A 20,196-nucleotide genomic window follows, 5' to 3' on the forward strand; every position below is an offset into this window, starting at 1 on the left:
GCCAACTATTCAACCAGAAAGTCCGCCCGCCCCAGCAAGGATTGCGAAATGCCCATCGTTGCAAACTGCGCTTTCAGATCGGCAAACCCGGCATGCTGCGATGGTGGAATGTCCTGCTGGCCGCTCTCGGCCAAAAGGCGTGTTTGACGAATAGAGAGGTCAACCATCGGCAAAGGCTCCGTCGCCGTGAAGGCAGCAAGCCCATTCGCGTATTCAACCGCGGCATCCCAATCACCGCGCGCCAGCATGACGGCGCTGGCATCAGGGTAGAAGTGCAAATGGCTGTGGCCGACACATCCTTCGGCGATGATATCGGAGCCCAGCTTCAAAAGGCGCGTTTGCTCATCAGGGTCGGTCTCGGCCATTGCCAGGGCCGACAAGGCCTTGGGTCCCACAAAGTTCCGCCCATGCTCGAGCGCGATATCAACCGCGCGAAGACCGGTTTCCCGTGCTCGGTCTACTTGCCCGGCATAAACCTGTGTTCGGGCAAGATGTTCCAATGCCTGTGCCTCAAGGCGTTTTGCCCCCACGCGCTCTGCGATTTCGGCAGAGACACCAAAAGCTTCCAATGCACGGTCGAGACTGCCCAAGAAGGTTTCGGCCACACCAAGGCAAGTTTGCGCAACGCATTCCGGCACAAACGCAAAATACTTCTGCGAGATCTCAATCGCCTCGTTTGCGTCGGCTCTGCCCTGCCCGACATCTCCGGTGTAGCTGCGCGCGACACTAAGATTGTGCAGATTGGCCGCCAGATCCCGGACCAGCCCTTTTTCACGTGCCCGTTCCACGGCTTGGGTATAGAAATCTGTCGCCGTCTTCATGGTGGCATTCATGAAATTGGCATCGCCAAACCCACTCAACGCGCCCACCTCAAGGCGTGCGGATTCCAACTTGCGGGCGAGCGAGAGGGCACGTTCATTGGCCTTCAACGCTTTTTTGTCCTGACCCAAGGGGAAGTAAACGTTGCCGCGCACGTAGTTTATCTGCGCCACATCTTCTTCAGATCCGCAGCGTTCTGCAGCTGCCTCAGCTGTGCCGAGCGCGTCCAGCGCGTCCTGATACAGGCTCGCTTGCCGCGCCGCTTGCGCCAGCCCGATATGCGCCCGGGCGATTTGTTCATCGGTTTCAGCCAAACTGGCCGCGTCTTTGAATTCCTGCAGCGCCTCGTTTGACAGCCCCTGTAACCGATGTATCTCACCCCGGGCGCACAGCAGGTCAAATCGGACACCTGCCGGCGACGGCAGTTCCAGAGCACGCTCGATCAAGGGGCTTGCATCGTCGAACCGAAAGGCCTGAATCAGGTTGTCGGCTGCGTCCAGATAGGCTTGCGCCGCGTTATTCGCCCCCGCTCGATCCAGATGCTGGGCCCGCAAGGTCGCATCTCTATCTTCGAACCACTTGGCCGCCTGACGGTGCAGACGGGCGCGTTCGGACTTGACCAATGTTGCATAGGACCCGTCCCGGATCAGCGCGTGAGCAAACATGAGATCGGGTCCGGCCTCTCGGATCAGCGCGGAACGGATCAGATTGGTCGTATCCAAGTGCCCTTCGCCCAGTATGAAATTCAAAACCTCAGGCGAGAACCGTTGTCCCAGAACCGATGCGGCCTGAATAGCGGTTCGGCTGGTGCGATCTAGCGCATCCAGACGCGACTGAACAATGCCCTGAATACTTCCGGGCACACTTTCCTGCTTGAGCACATCCGTATTGCGCAACAGCTGTTCCAGAAACAACGGGTTGCCGCCCGCACGTTGGACGCAAGTTTCCAGCAAGTCCGAATCAATGGCCCGGAACTCCTCGACCAATTGTCTGACGTGCTCCTCGCCCATGGGGGCCAGCTCCAGCTTTGACACCAACGCACCATCGGTTGCCATCTGCCAGTCCCTGTCGATCGGATCGCCTTCGGCCCGGCTGGTCATCATCAACACGCAGGGGATATTTCGCGTCGCGGCGGCAATATGCGAACACGCGGTCAGTATGTCAGGCGTCGCCCAGTGGATGTCTTCGATCTGAATGAGCAGGGGCGCTTCCTGACTGCGGGCCGAAAGCAGTTCATCCAGGACCTGGCGTCGCCCCCGCAAACGGGTCTTGTTGTCCATCACGGCGTAGACCTCAGCCAGACCCGGATCCTGCTCGAGCTCAAGCAAAGCGTTTAAGTGCGCAGCGTTGGACGGGCTGACCCAGCTCTTGGCGATAGCATCTTTTGCGACAGCCGCCCCTATTTCCACCCCATCCGATGCTTCAAGCCCCAGAATACTGCGGGCGATGGTCTGAACGGCTGAATGGCCTTCGCGCGCACCAAAATCCATCACAACGCCATTGTGGATTGTGTAGGACAGGCTGGCGGCAAGTTCCGCTACCTGCTCTGACAAATGAGTTTTCCCAATTCCGGGTTCGCCCAGAACGATATGAACTTCGCCTTCGCCGTGGCGCTGACACCGGTCGAATGTGGCGGAGAAAATCGACATCTCGCGCTCGCGTCCGATGAATTTGTGTCGCCGTGTCCGGATGTTCCGCGCCAGCCGATCCAGACGCCATACCTCGATCGGTTCGTTCAACCCTTTGATCGTCTTGACCCCGATGGATTCGCCCACGAACAGCGGACCCAGCGCGCGTTGAATGTCATGAGAGACCAGTGTCTCTCCGCCTCCGGAAATATCCGTCAGCCGAGACGCCAGGTTCACCCCATCCCCTGTCACCGTATATTCTGTATGCGACTGGCTGCCGGTCGTGCTGGCAATGACCTGCCCCGAAGAGATACCGATGTGGCAGGACAGCGGTGGCGATAATGTTGGAAGGACCGCGTGAATCTCGGCTGCAGCGCGCGCCGCCCTTTCGGTGTCGTTGGTATGGGAGATCGGTGCCCCGAAAACGGCCATGACCGCATCGCCAATATGCTTGTCGATGCGACCGCCGTATTTCTCGACCACATTGTCTACCTTGCTGAAGAACTGATTGAGCAGCGCATGCAGGTCTTCGGCATCCAACTCGCTGGAAATCTTAGTAAACCCAGTCAGGTCAACAAACATTACCGTGACCTGCCGCCGCGCAGGCTCCAGCGGTGCAGCGGGTTCAGGCTCTGCCGCCGATTCGGTGGCATCGAGCTGCTCGATGGCACGCAACAGCCGCCGACGATCACCGACGGCGGTCACCCCGATTTCGATCAGATCCTCGGCCGTCAAATCAGGCAGAATGGAAAAATCGATCTTATTGTCCGCGAAGGCCTGCGCGTACTCGTTTAATCCAATTGCGCTCAGCCAGCCCCTCAAGTCCTGAGACATCTCGCCCCTCTGAAGTCCCCAACTTCAACCGGGAACCTAGCATGGGTGCGGGCTCGAGTCTGTAAAAACCAAATTAATTTGTGATTTTGAGCAGGGTTAATCCGTTTATTACCCTTTGACCAAATTTGCGTTTCCAAATCCGCTGGACACAATAAACGAGCAGCAGGCTGCGGTGATGTCCCGGAATCGAGCTCTTTCCCTGACGTAAAGATATACTCCGCGCTTGTCCGGCAAATCTGAAATCGGGCGAAAGGCCACTGCGTCCGGGATGAATTGCGCAACGGTCTGTGGCAAAACCGTGATCCACTGGCCTGCCCTTACTGTCGTTATCAGGGAATGCGTGTTGTGAATGGTGACTTCGGCCCTGTCCAGAACCTCTCTGAAAGAAGGGGATTCGATGAAATCACACAGGGCGTTTCGTACGAATGGTTCAGCCGTAAGGTCGGAAATACTTGGCGGCTCTGCCCGTGTCATCAGGGGGTGATCGGACGCCGCAACCAACCCGAAACGATCCTGAAACAGCGGCTCTGCACTGACTCCATTCAGCGGAAAATGTCCTGACGCAATGCCGATATCGGACTTGTCGCCGGCAACGGCATCCAGAACCTGCTGCGAATCTCCATCGCGCAATTCGATCTTCAGCCCGGGAAAGCGTGATGTCATATGCCCCAGCAAGGCGGGAAAGACCAACGCCCCCACAGACGGCACGGATACGATACGGATCAACCCATGTTCGGCTTGTGCCGCCAATTCTATGTTCTGAACGGCCTGATCAAAATCCCGCACCTGTTTAAGCGCAAGGTCCAGAACTTGCTGACCTAGCGGTGACAGGTGATTTTTCCGTTCCCCTTCAAACAGCTTCTTGCCCAGATGCTCTTCGAACTGTTTCAACATCATTGAAACGGCAGATTGTGTCCGGCCCAGACGGCTGGCAGCCTCGGCAAGGTTTCCGGTTTGGGCCACGGTACAAAAACACCGCAGCATTTCTACTTTCATGGCCATACTTCAATCTTTCTGAAGTTTACTAAAGTTATTTGAGTTTGACTGATATCACCAGCAAGTTCCATTCTTCCACAAACTGAACTTCATATATTTGGGGCCTGACGTGACGAAACTGAACCTGATTGCTGGCGAATGGCTGGCGGGCGAAAGCGAAATTGAAAACCGCAACCCTTCGGACCTGAGCGATCTGGTCGGTATGTTCGCGCAAGCCAGTGCTGATCAGCTTGAGGCAACGCTGGATCAGGCGCGTACGGCGCAGGTGGAATGGGCTGCTTATGGGTTGGAGCGCAAACAGGCCGTCCTCAACGCCATCGGTAACGAGTTGATGGCACGCGCCGAAGAGCTGGGCACGCTTTTGGCCCGTGAAGAAGGCAAGCCATTGGCCGAAGGCAAGGGCGAGGTCTATCGCGCTGGTCAGTTCTTCACCTACTACGCTGCCGAATGTCTGCGTCAGATCGGAGAGAACGCAGATTCCGTGCGCCCCGATATCGAAGTTGACGTGCGCCGCGAGGCTGTTGGCGTAGTTGCGATCATCAGCCCGTGGAATTTCCCCACTGCAACGGCCTCTTGGAAGATCGCTCCGGCGCTTTGCTATGGCAACGCGGTTGTCTGGAAACCTGCCAACATCACCCCTGCCTCGGCTGTGGCCCTGACGGAAATCATCGAACGTCAGGACATTCCCAAAGGTCTGTTCAGCCTGGTCATGGGCTCGGGTCGTTCGATTGGTCAGCGCTTGGTGGAAAGCCCCAAAGTCAATGCGATTTCCTTCACCGGATCGGTTCCCGTGGGCAAAGGCATCGCCGCTGCAGCGATCCAGAACCTGACCAAAGTTCAGATGGAGATGGGGTCCAAAAACGCGCTGGCCGTGATGGACGATGCCGATCTGAATCTGGCGGTGACCTTGGCTTTGGGTGGGGCCTTTGGCGGCACCGGTCAGAAATGCACCGCTTCGTCGCGGCTGGTTGTTCACGCAGGCATCCACGATGCATTTGTCGAAAAGCTGGTCGCTGGTGCGCAGGCGATGAAAGTCGGCCATGCGCTGGAAGAGGGCGTGCAGATGGGTCCTGTCGTCAGCCAGCAGCAGCTGAATGAAAACCTCGCCTATGTCGATCTGGGTAAATCTGAAGGGGCCGAGTTGGCCTGTGGCGGTGCACGTCTGGAGATGCCGCATGACGGGTTCTACATGTCACCGGGCGTGTTTCTGAACACCTCCAACGATATGCGCATCAACCGCGAGGAAATGTTCGCGCCGCTGACTTCTGTCATTAAGGTAGGCAGCTATGACGAGGCGCTGAGCGTGGTCAACGACACCAATTTCGGCCTGACCTCAGGCATCGTGACCAAGTCGCTGGCCCGCGCCACCCACTTCCGTCGCAATGCACGCACCGGCGTTGTGACAATCAACTTGCCCACCGCTGGTACTGACTATCACGTGCCTTTCGGCGGTCGGGGTGACAGCTCGTACGGACCACGCGAACAGGGCAAGGCTGCGGCCGAGTTCTATACAACGGTCAAAACCGCCTATATCAGTGCAGGACCTGTCTGATGCTGATCGACGGCCTGCAATATGCCAACTGGTCGGAAAAGATCTTCCGCCAATTGCGCGAAGGCGGCGTGGACGCGATCCACGTCACCATTTCCTATCATGAGAATTTCCGCGAAACGGTTCTGAATTTCGAGAAATGGAACCGCTGGTTCGAGCAATACCCGGATTTGATCATGAAAGGCCGGTGGGCCAGCGATATCGACACAGCCCGTGAAACAGGCCGGACCGCCGTGTTCTTCGGATTTCAGAACCCGTCGCCCATTGAAGATGATATCGGGCTGGTCGAAATCCTGCACGATCTGGGCGCACGGTTCATGCAGCTGACCTATAACAACCAATCTCTGCTGGCGACCGGTTGTTACGAGGCCGAAGACACCGGCATTACTCGTATGGGCAAGCAGGTCATCAAGGAAATGAACCGCGTCGGCCTTGTGGTGGACATGAGCCATTCGGCGGACCGTTCCACAATCGAAGCGGCTGAAATCTCGGACCGGCCCATCGCAATCACACATGCCAATCCGCATGAATGGTCCCCGGCCCTGCGCAACAAGCGTGAGGATGTCATCCGCGCCGTGACGGAAAAAGGTGGGATGCTGGGCTTTTCGGTCTACCCTCACCACCTGAAGGACAAGTCCGATTGCACGCTGGAGAGCTTCTGCGAAATGATCGCCCGCACTGCCGACAAATACGGTGCTCAGCATCTGGGGATCGGCACTGACTTGTGTCAGGACCAACCCGACAGCATCGTGGAATGGATGCGTGTCGGGCGCTGGACGAAAGAAATCGACTATGGCGAAGGCTCGGCCTCGGCTCCGGGCTTCCCACCAATGCCGGGCTGGTTTCAGGACAACCGAGACTTTGACAACATCGAAAAAGGGTTACGCGCGACCGGCCTGAACGACGACGAAGTGGCCGGGATCATGGGCAGGAACTGGTATCGGTTCTTCGCCGAGAACTTCGTCCCACAAAGGTAACCAAATGGAACCACACGCGCAGACTGAGATCGCCAGACGTGACCCTGCCACGGTCATGCGGCTGTCACGGCTAGGATCGCTGCACCAATGCCGGCTGAGCTTCATGCGGCAACTGACCCGCCGCATGGCCGAAGAAAACTGGAGCTTTTCGCGCCCCGCGTTTGAAATTGACGATAACGGCATCGGCCATGCGGTCTATACCGCGCAAGGGCCAGATCGCGCCTATTCGCTGGTCGCCTTTGCCCATGACCTGCCTGCCGATCAACGGTCAGACCGAGTAATCGCAGAGGCGTGGGATGCCACCTTCGCGCTGTTCGACGGTGTCCCAACAGCTGAAGACATCGACCGTCTGTCGCAGAATGTACCTCTGCAAGAGGCCGGACGGGTCAGCGAATCCGAACTGTCGCTATCGCGCGCCAATCGCTCGGTGCGGCTCTGGGCTCATGTGGTGGATCGTCTGGCTGCGGGCCAACAACCGGACCCGGAACAAATCTATCAGGTTGGTTACCTGATGCGGACAACGGCTGTTTACGGGTCCGGCAAATTTGGCGCTGCGGATCGTGAGAAAACAGCGGACCGGACCGAAGTCAGCGGGCCATTCCAGATCGAGATGCTGTCTGTTTATCTGACCCGCGTATTTGTGCGCGATCTGGTGCAGCACATGGCGCGGGCCAAAGGCGGAGATCAGACAGCGGATCTTGACCCTCAGATCGCACGCTGGCTGGGCATCGGAAACTCCACGGGGCTGGGCATGGCACCGTTCATCGTGAACCACCCGGTTCTGTTCAACAACTGGATCATGGCACGGGAAGAGGCCATCTCGCGCGTGCGGTCTGTCGAAACAGCCAAGGTGGACGAAGTCCACAGGTTCACCGACGCTTTCGCACGCAGCAAACAGTCTATCGCATGGTGGCGGTCCGAACACCCAATTCAGCTTGAAAAGCTCGCAGCGCTGAAAGCTGACTTGAAGCAGATCGACACGTACCTGGCCAACAACGATCTGGTTCAGGATCATCCCTGGAATCGCCTGATCCATTGGTCCGAATCCACGCTCTCCGAAGAAGGGCAGGAATTGCTGGCCTCACTGATCCTGGAACCTTATGGCGAGATCGTAGACGGGCTTGCCTGCTGCATGTCCGACACAAACGCAACGGCACAGGTGATCGATGGAGAAATGCCGATCTCGGATGTACGCGCCCTGATCCGCCATAGCTTTGATTGGGCGTTGAATCTGGATTGGAGCGCGGCCAAGAACTGCGCACGGGCCTGGTATGTTTCCGAAGAAAAACTGGAACCGCGTCTGGGTGAACGGTTTGAAGAACCAATTGCCGATTATGAACAACCGCTCGCGCCTGCGCGTGATGCGGCGATGGCTTATGAGGCTCTGCATGAGTGGTCGGATGACACTCCGGTCGCTGAGTTCCTTCTGAGTCGCCCCGAACATCGCCACACCGTGCGCCGCGCGCAAATCAACCGTGTCGCACCTTATGGTGAAATCCACGACAACACGATCAGTGCCGATGTGAAGCCTATTGATATGCTGCGGGCAAAACTGTCTTTCTTTGGCGCAACACATTTCGACCCACGATCGGATCGCTGGGTCCGCATCTGCATGTATGCTGGCGCGCCCTACCCAGAAGAACTGAACACCAGGAACGCTGATCTTTGGGTCTATCCGGAGATCGCACAATGACCTTTTCATTGAACGAAGTGGAAGCCACCGCCAAACGCGCAACTCGTGGGGCCGGATATGCCTGGGGTGTGGCGGAAGAAGCCGCAAAAACTACCCGCTGGTTGTGCGCCCAAGGATTCGACGGGCCCGCCATTTTGGCCCAGTTGCTCCAGCGTGAATTTGCATCCTGTCTGGAACGTCACATTCCAACGGTCCGGAACGAAAAAATGACCGGTGAACAAGACCTCTGCCCCCTGATGACCGGAACGGCGATATCGGATTCTCCGACCGCCCTGTCCCAAGGCACGGTTTCGATTTCCAATGTTGCAGCGCCGCTTCTGTTGCTGCCCTTTGTCGCCGCAATGGCAAAAAAACAAAAAAAGACCGTGGAAATCTCTTTCGACGGATTTTCAGCGTTAACCGATGGCGTTCATCTAAGCTGTGGAGACTGCAGAATAGACCGGGCGGATCACGTGGAAATAGCCGAAGGCGGTCACGTTCAAGCCACCCGTGCCGTGCAAAGCCGAGCTGCCCCAAATGTCGAGGCATGGCAATTCCTCAACACGATTGCACATCGCACCTATGCCCCTGCAACTGAAGAATCCCGACTGCTTGGCGCTGGTTCAGGCTTGTCAGACAACGATTGAAGGACCACCCGATGACTGAGACCAAAACACTCTCGCTTGCCGAAATCGAAGAGCTGTCATTCAACGCATTGGTTGCCGCTGGCACCAGCGAAGAAAACGCGCGCCCTCTGGCCGTGGCCACAGCCGCAACCGAGGCGGACGGGGTGGCCAGCCACGGTCTGGCTTATATCCCGATCTATTGTGAACACGTACAATGTGGCAAGGTCGACGGTCAGGCAAAACCAACACTTGAAACCCCGCGCCCCGGTCTTGTCCGCGTGGACGCGGCAACCGGTTTTGCGCATTCCGCCATTGATCTGGGTTTTGAGGCTTTGATCCCTGCCGCACAGGAACAGGGCGTCGCTGCATTGGCGATTACCAACAGCTACAATTGCGGTGTTCTCGGCTACCACACATTTCGGTTGGCGCAGGCAGGTCTGGTCGGACTTGGGTTCACCAACGCCCCTGCATCGATTGCCCCTTCGGGCGGATCCAAACCTGTTGTGGGCACCAATCCGTTCTCTATCGCTGCGCCGGGTACGGATGGTCAGCCGGCACTTCTGATTGACCAGAGCGCCAGCACCATCGCCAAAAGCGAAGTGATGAAGCATGCAAGGGAAGGCAAATCCATCCCCGTTGGATGGGCTCTGGACGCTGATGGCAACCCAACAACAGACCCTAATGTTGGCTTGAAAGGTAGCATGGCCCCTTCCGGCGGGTACAAGGGTGTGGGCGTTGCGTTGCTGACCGAGGTCATGGCCGCCGCCCTGACAGGCGCAACACTAGGGTTGAACGCGTCACCATTTTCAGGAACTGCTGGCGGTCCCCCGAAGACTGGGCAGTTTTTCATTGCGATCGATCCAACAGCTTCCTCTGATGGGCTGTTTTCGAATGCGATGGCAGATCTGGTTGAATCGATCAGAGCGCAAGATGGGGCACATCTTCCCGGCGACGGACGCCGCAAAAGCCGCCTTTCTTCAAGCAAAGAAGGTGTCGCGGTGAATTCTGCAACTCTGTCGAAGATCGAAGGAATTATGGCTTCAGACTAAGCCCCCAAAAAAGCTACTATTAGTATGCGGGCAGTGAGCAAGTGGCTCTGTCGGGATGATATGTAGCGCACGCTTAACACCACACAAAAGAACATATCTCAACGGTAGAGAAGAGGTGCACTGGCGACCCCGGCAGGATTCGAACCTGCAACCTGCCCCTTAGGAGGGGGCTGCTCTATCCAGTTGAGCCACGGGGCCGCGCTTTGCCTTCTGTAACCGGGATTTTCCGGGTTGTCATCGCCTTTGCACAATTGTTGTACACGCCGACCTGTTCACGCTACCATCGGACAAAACAACAACGCAGGTGCCTCCCGTGAACAGTGAAACCAAACGCCCGCTTACCCTCCGTGATGTGTCCGAGGCTTCCGGTGTATCCGAGATGACGGTCAGCCGGGTTCTGCGCAACCGTGGGGATGTGTCCGACGCGACCCGCACCCGCGTCCTGGCCGCTGCGAAAGAACTTGGGTATGTGCCAAACAAGATTGCAGGTGCTTTGGCGTCCAGTCGTGTCAATCTGGTCGCGGTTATCATTCCGTCACTGTCGAACATGGTGTTCCCAGAGGTCATGACAGGCATAAATCAGATTCTGGAAGATACCGAGCTGCAACCGGTGGTCGGTGTAACAGACTATCTGCCCGAGAAAGAAGAAAAGGTATTGTACGAGATGCTCTCTTGGCGGCCCTCGGGCGTGATCATCGCCGGGCTGGAGCATACGGACGCTGCCCGCGCGATGTTGGATTCAGCCGGTATTCCGGTGGTCGAGATCATGGATACCGACGGCAAACCAGTTGATGCGATGGTAGGTATTTCTCACCGCCGCGCGGGGCGCGAGATGGCGCAGGCGATCCTGAAAGCCGGGTACCAGCATATCGGGTTTATGGGCACCAAGATGCCTTTGGATCACCGTGCACGAAAGCGGTTCGAGGGCTTTACAGAAGTGCTGGGCAAACATGGTATTGAGATCGAAGATCGTGAATTCTATTCCGGCGGCTCCGCTCTGGCCAAAGGGCGCGAGATGACACAATCGATGCTGGAACGTTCGCCTGATCTGGATTTTCTATATTATTCCAACGACATGATCGGTGCAGGTGGTCTGTTGTACCTGCTGGAACAGGGTATCGATATTCCGGGTCAGATCGGGCTGGCTGGATTCAACAATGTCGAGCTTTTGCAGGGCCTGCCACGCAAACTGGCGACGATGGATGCCTGCCGCCTGGATATCGGTCGCCAGGCCGCGCAAATCATCGCCGAGCGCCTTAAAGATCCAGACTCCGAGCTCGATACGCGTATCACCCTGACCCCCAAGATCAGCTATGGTGACACCCTGAAACGGCGATGAGCGTATCCCTGAAACGGCTCGATAACCGCACGGCCCGAGCTATTTTCATGGACCGCCATGCTTTGGCCGAACAGCCATCTGGCGCGGCTAAAGGTGTTGAGCTTCTGGACCTGATCCAGCGGCTGGGGTTTGTGCAACTCGACAGCATCAACACGGTCGCTCGCGCCCATGACATGATCCTGTTTTCTCGTAGGCCTACTTATCGAAGCGCAAACCTGAAAAGACTCTATGAAAGGGAAAAAGCGCTTTTTGAACATTGGACGCATGATGCGGCTGTAATCCCGATGGCGTTCTATCAGCATTGGCATCTGCGCTTTCAACGCGATGAAGATCTGTTGAAGGCGCGGTGGAAAAACTGGCGGCGGGATGGGTTCGAGCAGCAGTTTGAAACGGTCTTACAGCACATTCGCGATCACGGACCGGTATCGTCTTCAGACGTAGGCAAAGATGAAAAGAAGGGCTCGGGCGGCTGGTGGGATTGGCACCCGTCAAAAACTGCACTGGAGTTCCTGTGGCGTTCAGGAGCCCTGACCGTTGTGGGTCGTGACGGGTTTCAGAAACGTTATGACCTGACCGAGCGTGTTATTGAAACCCAGCTCTGTCCCGGCAACATGCCCTGTGATGCAGAGGCGACCGTGGATTGGCTGTGCAAAGCCGCGCTGGACCGGCTGGGTTTTGCGACTTCCGGCGAATTGGCTGCATTCTGGGACACGGTCAGCGCCGCAGAAGCCAAAGACTGGTGCGCCGTCGGTCTCAAATCCGGCCATATCGAAGAGATCGAGATCACCTGTACCGATGGACGCCAGCGCAAAACCTTTGCCCGCCCGGAATTGATGCAAAAGGCGACCGAATTACCGCAGCCACCCGGCCGCGTCCGTGTGCTCAGCCCGTTTGACCCAATGCTGCGCGACCGCAATCGGGCCGAGCGACTGTTTGGCTTTCATTATCGCATCGAAGTCTTCGTGCCCGAAGCCAAGCGTACTTATGGATACTATGTTTTCCCTCTGCTCGAGGGTGATCGCCTGATTGGTCGGATCGATATGAAAGCTCATCGCGATCGTGACCTGCTGCATGTCAAAGCGTTGTGGCCCGAACGCGGGGTGCGCTGGTCTGACGCCCGTACCCGTCGTCTGAACGCCGAGTTGGACCGGGTACGTCGACTGGCAGGCGTCGCACATATCGCGTTTGAAAAAGACTGGCTGAAAGACCCTAAATAGGGTCTAATCAACGTCTGTTAACGTCAGTTGGATCGGCTCTAGACCGTCGATTTCGCCGGTCAGAGCATCCCCTGCCACAACCGGGCCCACACCAGCCGGCGTGCCAGTCAGGATCAGGTCGCCAGGACGCAAATGATAGAATCCAGACAGGTGCATGACAATCTCGTCAATCTTCCAGATCAATTCTTCCAGCGTCGCGTCCTGGCGCCGCTCGCCGTTGACACTTAGCCGAACGTGTTTGCTATTATCCGGTGACCAGTCAGCGGCAGGGGTCAGCGGAGCGAAGACGGCTCCGTTTTCGACATCCTTGCCCAGATCCCAGGGGCGTTGCTTGTTGCGCTCGCGGATTTGCAGGTCGCGGCGGGTCATATCAAGGGAACAGCCATAGGCATACACCGCATCCCATGCCTGCGAACTGGTGGCGCGGAACACGGGCTTTCCAATAGCCAGCGCCAATTCCATTTCATGATGGTAGTTATCTGTCCCGGCAGGGTACGGAACCGCCGAACCGGTGAGGATCGCATTTGGTGCCGATTTTGTGAAATAGAACGGTGCTTCGCGATCTACCTCATTCCCCATCTCAGCTGCGTGAGCCGCATAGTTTCGACCGACGCAGAAAATACGTCCGACGGGATACCCGGCCGTTTCACCGACAACGGGAATGGTGATGGGGTCTGGAAGAGAAAACAGGTTGTTCGACATGGTGGTTCCTGAAAATTGCGGTGCCTTCATCTTACGCTGGTCAGAACAGTCAGCAAGCACGGAAAGCACGCTGGATTTCGCCAATATTCACGAGTTGTTTCAGCGCGAATCTGCTCAATTACGACCTGAACGACGACAGCCATTTCAATACAAATTCACATCCGTCTTTATTGATACATCGGATACAAGCAGATCAGGTTTTCTCTTGGCTCAGAGGCATGTCGGGCTAAGTCCTGAAGCAGATGGACACCTCGCATCTATCTCTTAAGATGTCAGGACCGCTAAACGGCGCGCCTGGCAAAACATTCGGCCAACGCCGGACGCGGAAATCACTTGCAGGCCCATTATTTCGTTCGGCAATTGCCTAAGACTGTTTCGGAGAGCAAAGGCACATGGCCCTTCCCCCAAGGGCCAGAATCCCCTTGTCAGAGCCACAATTCCGGCTCGCCATACGCTCCGATGCGCAGGCTGGACCGTCAGGTTTGACGTGACGCAACCGGCCTCAGGCCAGGCCTAACAACCAATCCGAGTCTGGCCACCCCGCCGGAGATACCCCCTAAAATCTCCGGCGGGGTCATTGCGAATGAATTCCGTATGTTGCGACCAAAATCATGGTTCGAGGTCTTTCAATTCGTTCAGAAGATCCAGCAACAGCTCATGCTTTTCCGGGCCCAGTTGGGATCGGATGCGTTCCGCTTGTGCCATGCTGACGGCCAGATTGGCGCGAATGATCTGAACACCGCCTTCAGCGATCTCGACAATCTGGCGGCGGCGGTCCGCCGGATGGCAACGTCGAGAGATCAGACCGCGATGTTCGAGCTTTTGCAGAATGCGCGTCAGGCTGGGCAACAACAGGCAGGCGCGTTCGGCAATATGCGTCGGCTCCTGCGGGCCTTCTTCGATCAACACACGCAACACGCGCCACTGCTGTTCCGTGACGCCAGCGTCAGCCAGCATTGCTCGAATGGGCCCCATAACCTTTTCCCGCGCCCGCAAAAGCGCAATAGGCAAAGATCGCGACGTCAGTGGGAGGTCGTCGGTCATGAAAAAATTATCGCCGAAATCCGGGATTTACGCAAGTGAGCCACCCGGCAAGGTTGAAAGCGCGGCTGTCGGCAAAGCGACGAAGTCGCAATCGGGCATCATCCTCAACCATCGGACCAATGACTCTGGGTTGCTATTCAGGCTGGACAAATTGACGCCACCGAAGAAGATGCAGGAATGGCCCATTTCGCAATCACCGTGCGGCGATCGCAGTGCAACATGAGGAATCAGGATGGCTAGCCCACAAAACCCTTTCAAACAGGCTCTAATTCAGGGAAAAACGCAGATTGGCTGCTGGATGAGCTTTGCTGAACCCATCACGGCCGAAATCATGGGCACGGCAGGTTTCGATTGGCTGGTAATCGATGGAGAGCACGCTCCGAACGATATCCGGTCGATCCGGGACCAGCTTATGGCTCTTGCGACAAGCGACTCACATGCGGTGGTGCGGGTTCCGGTGGGTGAGACCTGGCTGATCAAGATGGTTCTGGATTCAGGTGCTCAGACGGTGCTGGTTCCGATAGTGGAAAGTGCTGAACAGGCGCGGGAACTGGTCCGTGCCTGTCGCTATCCCCCTGATGGTGCACGCGGTGTGGGTGCGATGGCGTCGCGGGCCACGATGTACGGATCGGTTGGCGATTACATTCAGACTGCGGATCAGGAAATCTGCTTGTTGCTACAGGTTGAAACCCGCATCGGATTGGCCGCTCTGGACGAAATTTTGCAGGTAGAAGGCGTAGATGGCGTGTTCATCGGCCCTGCCGATCTGTCGACTGATATGGGGTATCAGGGCAATAGTGCAGCGCCCGAGGTGCGTGCGGTGATCGGTGACGCATTGGCCCGGATCAAAGCCGCAGGCAAAGCGCCTGGCATTCTGGCCACAAACGACGAAGCCCGGCAGGCTTATCTGGATATGGGGGCGCAGTTTCTGGCAGTTGGCATTGATGTGATGTTGCTGACACAAGCGGCACGCGCTCTCGCCACCGAATGGAAAACCGGCTAACCGTTCAACGCGTCATGGCCGAAGCAGCCTGAGCGTAGCCACCCGAGGCCCCGTCCACGAAATGGACATGATCGTCTCGCGTGGCCGACGGAACGAAGCACGTCATCATGGCCTCGTCCTGCACGTGCACACCGTATCGAATTTTGCCACGCCCGCGCGCCTCTTCCAGTATCTGTTCAATCTGTCGCAAAGTGGCAGGGTCACAATCCAGCGTCATTTTCAGACCATCATCGAACTTGCGGAAATCAGCATTGCTGCTGACCATTTTCTTGTAATGATCAGGCTCAAACCGTCCCAGCCGTTTACCGGTTTTGAACAGTATCGCGATCAACAGGTTCTGAACCAACAGAGCAAGTTTGTGCAAAACCAAATTCCGCCCGTCGCGCGAGACATGCGCATCAATGTCAAGGCCCGGGGGCGGCCACCTCATGGGCGGGCCATTTGACGGCACCGGATGACCGGCACGCTCCAGTTCTTCTGATGCCGACAGGACGGATTGCGCAAGGTCGGCGAAGTCACGTTCCGTTGCTGACGTGGTGGGTTCAATGACCAGTGAAACGATCTGACCATGCCGCGCCGGGCTGTTGGACCATCTGCAGGACAGTCCCGTCAGGTCCGGCCGTGCACCCGGCCCACCCGGTTCGACCAAATTGTGACCCGCTTTCATCTCCGCCTCGGCCCAAGCCAACCCGCCGCCTGCGAACATGGCGTAATCTACGCCGGAAGATGGTGCAAAACGGGCAACACGCAGGTCCCTGCCCGCCTTTCGAATCTCGACCACAGACACCAACGCCGCACGCAAAGGCATGGAAAACTCTTCTTCCGCCCAGCGCCGCAAGGCTGCCAGAGTGTCCCGCGCTGTTTCAACTTTACTGGGAGGGATGGCAAACGCCGCCCCATCACCGCCAAAGACATAGGGAAACAACTTGCCGCCCATCACGTTTATCATCGCCGAGATTACGGCGGCCCCAACGGTGTTGACAGTTTTATACCTGCCTCGCGCGATTTCGCCTGTCGAATCAACAATATCGGCAACGCCCAGAAACCAGTCATCCGGCACATTCGAGAACTGTGCCGGGTCTGCCAGACGGGTGAAATTGCGCAACAGCGGCAGATTTTCGTAAAACGCGGAATGGAGGTCTTTCATTTTCCCCCTCGAAATCGATCTTTTGACGATGATAGCCGGAATGCGGCCAGTGTCCTCTTTCTGAAACATAGTACACATGCTTGTGCGTTGCATCATGGCATGCCAAGCATTTCCTTCGGATGAGCAGAAAAGGGACGGAATATGCAGGCGGGTTTGGTGGTTTTATGCCTGGGCTATGTGCTCAGCCAGTTCTTCCGTGCCTTTCTGGCCGTACTCAGCCTTGATCTTGCGCGTGATATTGGCGCAACGCCCGAGGATCTGGCCTTTGCGTCGGGCCTTTGGTTTCTGGTATTTGCGGCAATGCAAATCCCGGTTGGCTGGGCTCTGGACCGGGTTGGCCCACGACTCACCGCAGCCGTGCTGCTTCTGATAGGCGGCGCAGGGGGAGCTGCGATTTTTGCGGTCGCGACCTCGCCATTTCATATCAGCGTCGCCATGGGCTTGATCGGTGTCGGGTGCTCACCGGTGTTGATGGCATCGTATTTCATCTTTGCCCGCGAATACCCTCCGGCCAAGTTCGCTACATTGGCGGCCTTGATGCTGGGTGTCGGCTCGGTGGGTAATCTGGTGGCCTCTTACCCGACCGCGCTAGCAGCAGAATGGATGGGGTGGCGCGCAACGATGGTGGGGCTGGCCGTGATATCCTCTGCGATTGCTTTGGGTATCTGGTTGAGTGTACGCGACCCTGCGAAGGTCGAGACGGAACACAAAGGATCGCTGCTGGATCTTCTGAAAGAACCTGCGCTTTGGTTGATCATGCCTCTGATGCTGGTGGCATATGCGCCCGCTGCCGCCTTGCGCGGGCTTTGGGCGGGTCCATACCTGAACGATGTCTTCGGGCTCAGCACCACCCAGATCGGCACCGCGACGCTGATCATGGGGTCAGCAATGATTGTCGGTACCTTTGTCTACGGGCCTCTGGATCGCATCTTTGGCACAAGGAAGTGGGTTATCTTCGCAGGCAACGCGCTAGGAGTCGTGGCGTTATCCCTGCTTTGTCTGTGGATCGATAGTGCCATATGGCTGTCCGTTCTGTTGTTGGCCATTATCGGTTTTGCAGGTGCCAGCTTTCCGGTCATCATGGCCCATGGCCGCGCTTTCGTTCCGCCGCATCTGGTGGGCCGCGGTGTGACCCTGTTGAACCTTTTCGGGATCGGCGGTGTCGGCATTGCCCAATTTGTCACCGGACGCATTCACGCCGCCACCGCTCAGGCCGGAACAACCGCGCCCTACACAGCGATTTTCGGGTTTTTTGCCGTAACTCTTGCCATTGGCTGCGTGATCTATCTATTCAGCCAGGATAGTGTGGATTGAAGCGATTACGGAGAAAGCTGTGCAGGATATCGAGGTTATTGCGCCAAACCTGAAACACAGCCTGTCCGGCGTCACCACAACCGTCATTCGCCTGTTGCCGATCCAGAAGCACATGATCAGGATTGTCGCCACTGGGCCCGGCCTGCCGGATGACCTGCCCCATATCCGGCTGATCAAAACCCCATTCCTGTCGAACCGGAAGGTGCGCGTCTGGCATGCTCGTCGTAACACCGAAATGCTTATGGGGCTGTTTCTGAGGAACGTGCTGCGACGGAACCTGAAACTGTTGTTCACTTCGGCCGCACAACGAAACCACTCCGGGTTCACCAAATGGCTGATCTCTAAAATGGACGCGCTGATCGCCACGACACCGCAAGCGGCATCGTTTCTCGAACATCCTGCGACTGTCATCATGCATGGTGTGAACACCGAATTGTTTCATCCGGCAGAAGATAAATCAGCCCTTCGGACGAAGCTGGGCCTGCCTGACGGTACTTTGATCGGATGTTTCGGGCGCATTCGGCCACAAAAGGGCGTCGATCTGCTGGTGGATGCGGCGATTGAGGTTTTGCCAAACTACCTTGATGCCAGCATTGTCTTTACCGGGCGCGCCACCAAAGAGTTTGAATCGTTCCAACAGGAACAGGAGGCCAAACTCAAAGCAGCCAGCTTGTCAGATCGCGTTCATTTCCTCGGCGAACGCCCATGGGAAGAAATCGTTGAAACCTATCGCGCGCTGGATCTGTTTGTAGCCCCGGCCCGTCACGAAGGGTTTGGCCTGACACCGCTTGAGGCGATGGCCTCTGGCGTACCAGCAATCGCCTGCCACGGGGTCGGTGCCTTCAGTGCTCAGATCAAGGACGGAGAAACAGGTCGTTTGATCGAAAAGGACAACGCCGCAGCCCTGTCTGATGCTATGGCGCAAATGCTGAGCGATCCGGACAAACTGACCCAGTCGGGACAAGCCGCCAGACAGCATGTCGAACAGAATTTTCGAATCGAAGGCGAGGCTGAGGCCATCGTGCGTGTCTACCGGTCTTTGCTGAACAAGGGTGAAACCGGGCAATCTGACTAAATTCGACGTCAATTCATTCAATTCACCTGTGATAGCCCTTTTTTCTTCGCTGCAACGCGGCTATGAACGCGCGTCCTTAACTTTGGAGACATGCAATGGGCTATCGCGTCGTTGTCGTCGGCGCCACGGGTAACGTGGGCCGCGAAATGCTGAATATTCTGGCTGAACGCCAGTTCCCGGTCGATGAACTTGCCGTCCTGGCAAGCCGTCGTTCTCTGGGCACGGAAGTCAGCTTTGGCGACAAGACACTCACGACCTTGGATCTGGACACCTTTGATTTCACGGGCTGGGACATGGCGCTTTTTGCCGTGGGGTCCGAGGCCACCAAAATCTACGCCCCCAAGGCGGCCAAGGCTGGCTGTGTGGTCATCGATAACTCGTCGCTCTATCGCTATGATCCGGACATCCCGCTGATCGTGCCGGAATGCAACCCGCAGGCGATTCACGACTACAAGAACAAGAACATCATCGCCAACCCCAACTGCTCGACCGCGCAGATGGTTGTCGCGCTGAAACCGCTGCATGACCGCGCCAGGATCAAGCGCGTGGTTGTCTCGACCTATCAGTCGGTATCGGGCGCTGGCAAAGACGGCATGGACGAGCTTTGGGATCAGACCAAGGCCATCTACAACCCCACCACCGAAGTTGAACCGAAGAAATTCCAGAAGCAAATCGCTTTCAACGTCATTCCGCAAATCGACGTCTTCATGGAAGACGGCTCGACCAAGGAAGAGTGGAAGATGGTTGTCGAGACCAAGAAGATCGTCGATCCGTCGATCAAGGTCACAGCCACCTGCGTCCGCGTACCGGTTTTCGTCGGCCATTCCGAGGCTGTGAACATCGAGTTCGAAGAGTTTCTGGACGAAGACGAAGCCCGCGACATCCTGCGCGAGGCACCCGGGATCATGGTGATCGACAAGCGCGAAGACGGCGGTTACGTCTCGCCCATCGAATGCGCGGGCGATTTCGCCACGTTTATCAGCCGTATCCGACAGGATTCGACCATCGAAAACGGCCTGAACCTTTGGTGCGTGTCGGACAACCTGCGTAAAGGCGCCGCCCTGAACGCAGTACAGATCGCCGAGTTGCTCGGCCGTGAGGTTCTGAAAAAGGGCTAAGGCCTTGGAGAATAGAAAAACACAGGGGTCGCTTTTGTAAGCGACCCTTTTTTGCGCTTGAAGTCGACCACCCAGGCTGCAACCGTT

At 57.0% G+C, this 20,196-nt stretch carries 17 protein-coding genes and 1 tRNA gene; 12 read left to right on the top strand and 6 right to left on the bottom strand.

The features are described 5' to 3' along the window. Nucleotides 1-5: 5 nt before the first annotated feature. Nucleotides 6-3,281 (bottom strand): adenylate/guanylate cyclase domain-containing protein, encoded by a 3,276-nt coding sequence (locus tag Q0816_RS13095; protein WP_298851186.1) that lies wholly within the window; start codon nucleotides 3,279-3,281, stop codon nucleotides 6-8. Between the two features lie 108 nt (nucleotides 3,282-3,389). Continuing rightward, nucleotides 3,390-4,283, bottom strand: a complete 894-nt coding sequence (locus tag Q0816_RS13100; RefSeq protein ID WP_298851189.1) for a LysR family transcriptional regulator — start codon at nucleotides 4,281-4,283, stop codon at nucleotides 3,390-3,392. Between the two features lie 103 nt (nucleotides 4,284-4,386). Here Q0816_RS13100 and Q0816_RS13105 point away from each other — a divergent pair, with 103 nt between their 5' ends. Genes Q0816_RS13105 through Q0816_RS13125 form a run of 5 tightly spaced genes read left to right on the top strand, consistent with a single transcriptional unit; the run spans nucleotide 4,387 to nucleotide 10,150 of the window. Further along, complete coding sequence (locus tag Q0816_RS13105) at nucleotides 4,387-5,829, top strand: aldehyde dehydrogenase family protein (protein WP_298851191.1); 1,443 nt, start codon at nucleotides 4,387-4,389, stop codon at nucleotides 5,827-5,829. Further along, on the top strand, nucleotides 5,829-6,803 hold the full coding sequence (locus Q0816_RS13110; protein ID WP_298851193.1) for a membrane dipeptidase: 975 nt from the start codon (nucleotides 5,829-5,831) through the stop codon (nucleotides 6,801-6,803). Before Q0816_RS13105 ends, Q0816_RS13110 begins: the two co-directional genes overlap by 1 nt. A gap of 4 nt (nucleotides 6,804-6,807) precedes the next feature. After that, nucleotides 6,808-8,496 carry a hypothetical protein gene (locus tag Q0816_RS13115; protein ID WP_298851194.1) on the top strand — a complete coding sequence of 563 codons (1,689 nt, stop codon included), beginning with the start codon at nucleotides 6,808-6,810 and terminating at the stop codon, nucleotides 8,494-8,496. Next, entirely contained in the window at nucleotides 8,493-9,122 is a 630-nt protein-coding gene (locus Q0816_RS13120) for a DUF3726 domain-containing protein (protein WP_298851197.1), read from the top strand. Before Q0816_RS13115 ends, Q0816_RS13120 begins: the two co-directional genes overlap by 4 nt. A gap of 11 nt (nucleotides 9,123-9,133) precedes the next feature. Next, complete coding sequence (locus Q0816_RS13125; RefSeq protein ID WP_298851199.1) at nucleotides 9,134-10,150, top strand: Ldh family oxidoreductase; 1,017 nt, start codon at nucleotides 9,134-9,136, stop codon at nucleotides 10,148-10,150. 121 nt (nucleotides 10,151-10,271) lie between these two features. Here Q0816_RS13125 and Q0816_RS13130 read toward each other — a convergent pair. Continuing rightward, a tRNA-Arg gene (locus tag Q0816_RS13130) sits at nucleotides 10,272-10,348 on the bottom strand. A 115-nt stretch (nucleotides 10,349-10,463) separates the two neighbouring features. On the opposite strand from Q0816_RS13130, the gene Q0816_RS13135 reads away from it, so the two are divergent. Beyond that, nucleotides 10,464-11,489, top strand: coding sequence for a LacI family DNA-binding transcriptional regulator (locus tag Q0816_RS13135; protein ID WP_298851201.1), 1,026 nt, complete (start codon nucleotides 10,464-10,466; stop codon nucleotides 11,487-11,489). Further along, nucleotides 11,486-12,706 (top strand): crosslink repair DNA glycosylase YcaQ family protein, encoded by a 1,221-nt coding sequence (locus Q0816_RS13140; RefSeq protein WP_298851204.1) that lies wholly within the window; start codon nucleotides 11,486-11,488, stop codon nucleotides 12,704-12,706. The genes Q0816_RS13135 and Q0816_RS13140 overlap by 4 nt, the downstream gene beginning before the upstream one ends. Before the next feature lie 3 nt (nucleotides 12,707-12,709). Here Q0816_RS13140 and Q0816_RS13145 read toward each other — a convergent pair whose 3' ends face one another. Both Q0816_RS13145 and hpaR read right to left on the bottom strand, forming a co-directional pair. Continuing rightward, complete coding sequence (locus tag Q0816_RS13145; protein WP_298851206.1) at nucleotides 12,710-13,408, bottom strand: fumarylacetoacetate hydrolase family protein; 699 nt, start codon at nucleotides 13,406-13,408, stop codon at nucleotides 12,710-12,712. Between the two features lie 609 nt (nucleotides 13,409-14,017). Then, nucleotides 14,018-14,452, bottom strand: coding sequence for a homoprotocatechuate degradation operon regulator HpaR (gene hpaR, locus Q0816_RS13150; protein WP_298851208.1), 435 nt, complete (start codon nucleotides 14,450-14,452; stop codon nucleotides 14,018-14,020). Between hpaR and Q0816_RS13155 the strand changes: the two genes are divergently transcribed. Beyond that, entirely contained in the window at nucleotides 14,451-14,675 is a 225-nt protein-coding gene (locus Q0816_RS13155) for a hypothetical protein (RefSeq protein WP_298851211.1), read from the top strand. The two genes, hpaR and Q0816_RS13155, sit on opposite strands and share 2 nt — an antisense overlap. A 9-nt stretch (nucleotides 14,676-14,684) precedes the next feature. Continuing rightward, entirely contained in the window at nucleotides 14,685-15,455 is a 771-nt protein-coding gene (locus Q0816_RS13160) for an HpcH/HpaI aldolase/citrate lyase family protein (RefSeq protein ID WP_298851213.1), read from the top strand. A gap of 4 nt (nucleotides 15,456-15,459) precedes the next feature. On the opposite strand, the gene Q0816_RS13165 is transcribed toward Q0816_RS13160, so the two are convergent. Continuing rightward, nucleotides 15,460-16,602 carry a DUF3095 domain-containing protein gene (locus tag Q0816_RS13165; RefSeq protein ID WP_298851215.1) on the bottom strand — a complete coding sequence of 381 codons (1,143 nt, stop codon included), beginning with the start codon at nucleotides 16,600-16,602 and terminating at the stop codon, nucleotides 15,460-15,462. A 141-nt stretch (nucleotides 16,603-16,743) separates the two neighbouring features. Here Q0816_RS13165 and Q0816_RS13170 point away from each other — a divergent pair, with 141 nt between their 5' ends. From Q0816_RS13170 to Q0816_RS13180, 3 genes are all read left to right on the top strand, one after another. Then, nucleotides 16,744-17,916: an MFS transporter gene (locus tag Q0816_RS13170; RefSeq protein ID WP_298851218.1), complete on the top strand. Its 1,173-nt coding sequence runs from the start codon at nucleotides 16,744-16,746 to the stop codon at nucleotides 17,914-17,916. A gap of 19 nt (nucleotides 17,917-17,935) precedes the next feature. Beyond that, complete coding sequence (locus Q0816_RS13175; protein ID WP_298851221.1) at nucleotides 17,936-18,991, top strand: glycosyltransferase family 4 protein; 1,056 nt, start codon at nucleotides 17,936-17,938, stop codon at nucleotides 18,989-18,991. A 95-nt stretch (nucleotides 18,992-19,086) separates the two neighbouring features. Continuing rightward, nucleotides 19,087-20,109, top strand: a complete 1,023-nt coding sequence (locus Q0816_RS13180) for an aspartate-semialdehyde dehydrogenase (protein ID WP_298851223.1) — start codon at nucleotides 19,087-19,089, stop codon at nucleotides 20,107-20,109. The last annotated feature ends 87 nt before the right edge of the window (nucleotides 20,110-20,196 follow it).

It is taken from the genome of uncultured Ruegeria sp., assembly GCF_947497005.1.
In the GTDB taxonomy this organism is placed as follows: Bacteria; Pseudomonadota; Alphaproteobacteria; order Rhodobacterales; family Rhodobacteraceae; genus Ruegeria.

Excerpts from the sequence above, each read along its gene's own strand:
- Q0816_RS13095 (WP_298851186.1), bottom strand. The coding sequence starts at position 3,281 with ATGTCTCAGGACTTGAGGGGCTGGCTGAGCGCAATTGGATTAAACGAG.
- Q0816_RS13100 (WP_298851189.1), bottom strand. The coding sequence starts at position 4,283 with ATGGCCATGAAAGTAGAAATGCTGCGGTGTTTTTGTACCGTGGCCCAA.
- Q0816_RS13110 (WP_298851193.1), top strand. The coding sequence starts at position 5,829 with ATGCTGATCGACGGCCTGCAATATGCCAACTGGTCGGAAAAGATCTTC.
- Q0816_RS13115 (WP_298851194.1), top strand. The coding sequence starts at position 6,808 with ATGGAACCACACGCGCAGACTGAGATCGCCAGACGTGACCCTGCCACG.
- Q0816_RS13120 (WP_298851197.1), top strand. The coding sequence starts at position 8,493 with ATGACCTTTTCATTGAACGAAGTGGAAGCCACCGCCAAACGCGCAACT.
- Q0816_RS13125 (WP_298851199.1), top strand. The coding sequence starts at position 9,134 with ATGACTGAGACCAAAACACTCTCGCTTGCCGAAATCGAAGAGCTGTCA.
- Q0816_RS13140 (WP_298851204.1), top strand. The coding sequence starts at position 11,486 with ATGAGCGTATCCCTGAAACGGCTCGATAACCGCACGGCCCGAGCTATT.
- Q0816_RS13145 (WP_298851206.1), bottom strand. The coding sequence starts at position 13,408 with ATGTCGAACAACCTGTTTTCTCTTCCAGACCCCATCACCATTCCCGTT.
- Q0816_RS13155 (WP_298851211.1), top strand. The coding sequence starts at position 14,451 with ATGAAAAAATTATCGCCGAAATCCGGGATTTACGCAAGTGAGCCACCC.
- hpaR (WP_298851208.1), bottom strand. The coding sequence starts at position 14,452 with ATGACCGACGACCTCCCACTGACGTCGCGATCTTTGCCTATTGCGCTT.
- Q0816_RS13160 (WP_298851213.1), top strand. The coding sequence starts at position 14,685 with ATGGCTAGCCCACAAAACCCTTTCAAACAGGCTCTAATTCAGGGAAAA.
- Q0816_RS13165 (WP_298851215.1), bottom strand. The coding sequence starts at position 16,602 with ATGAAAGACCTCCATTCCGCGTTTTACGAAAATCTGCCGCTGTTGCGC.
- Q0816_RS13170 (WP_298851218.1), top strand. The coding sequence starts at position 16,744 with ATGCAGGCGGGTTTGGTGGTTTTATGCCTGGGCTATGTGCTCAGCCAG.
- Q0816_RS13180 (WP_298851223.1), top strand. The coding sequence starts at position 19,087 with ATGGGCTATCGCGTCGTTGTCGTCGGCGCCACGGGTAACGTGGGCCGC.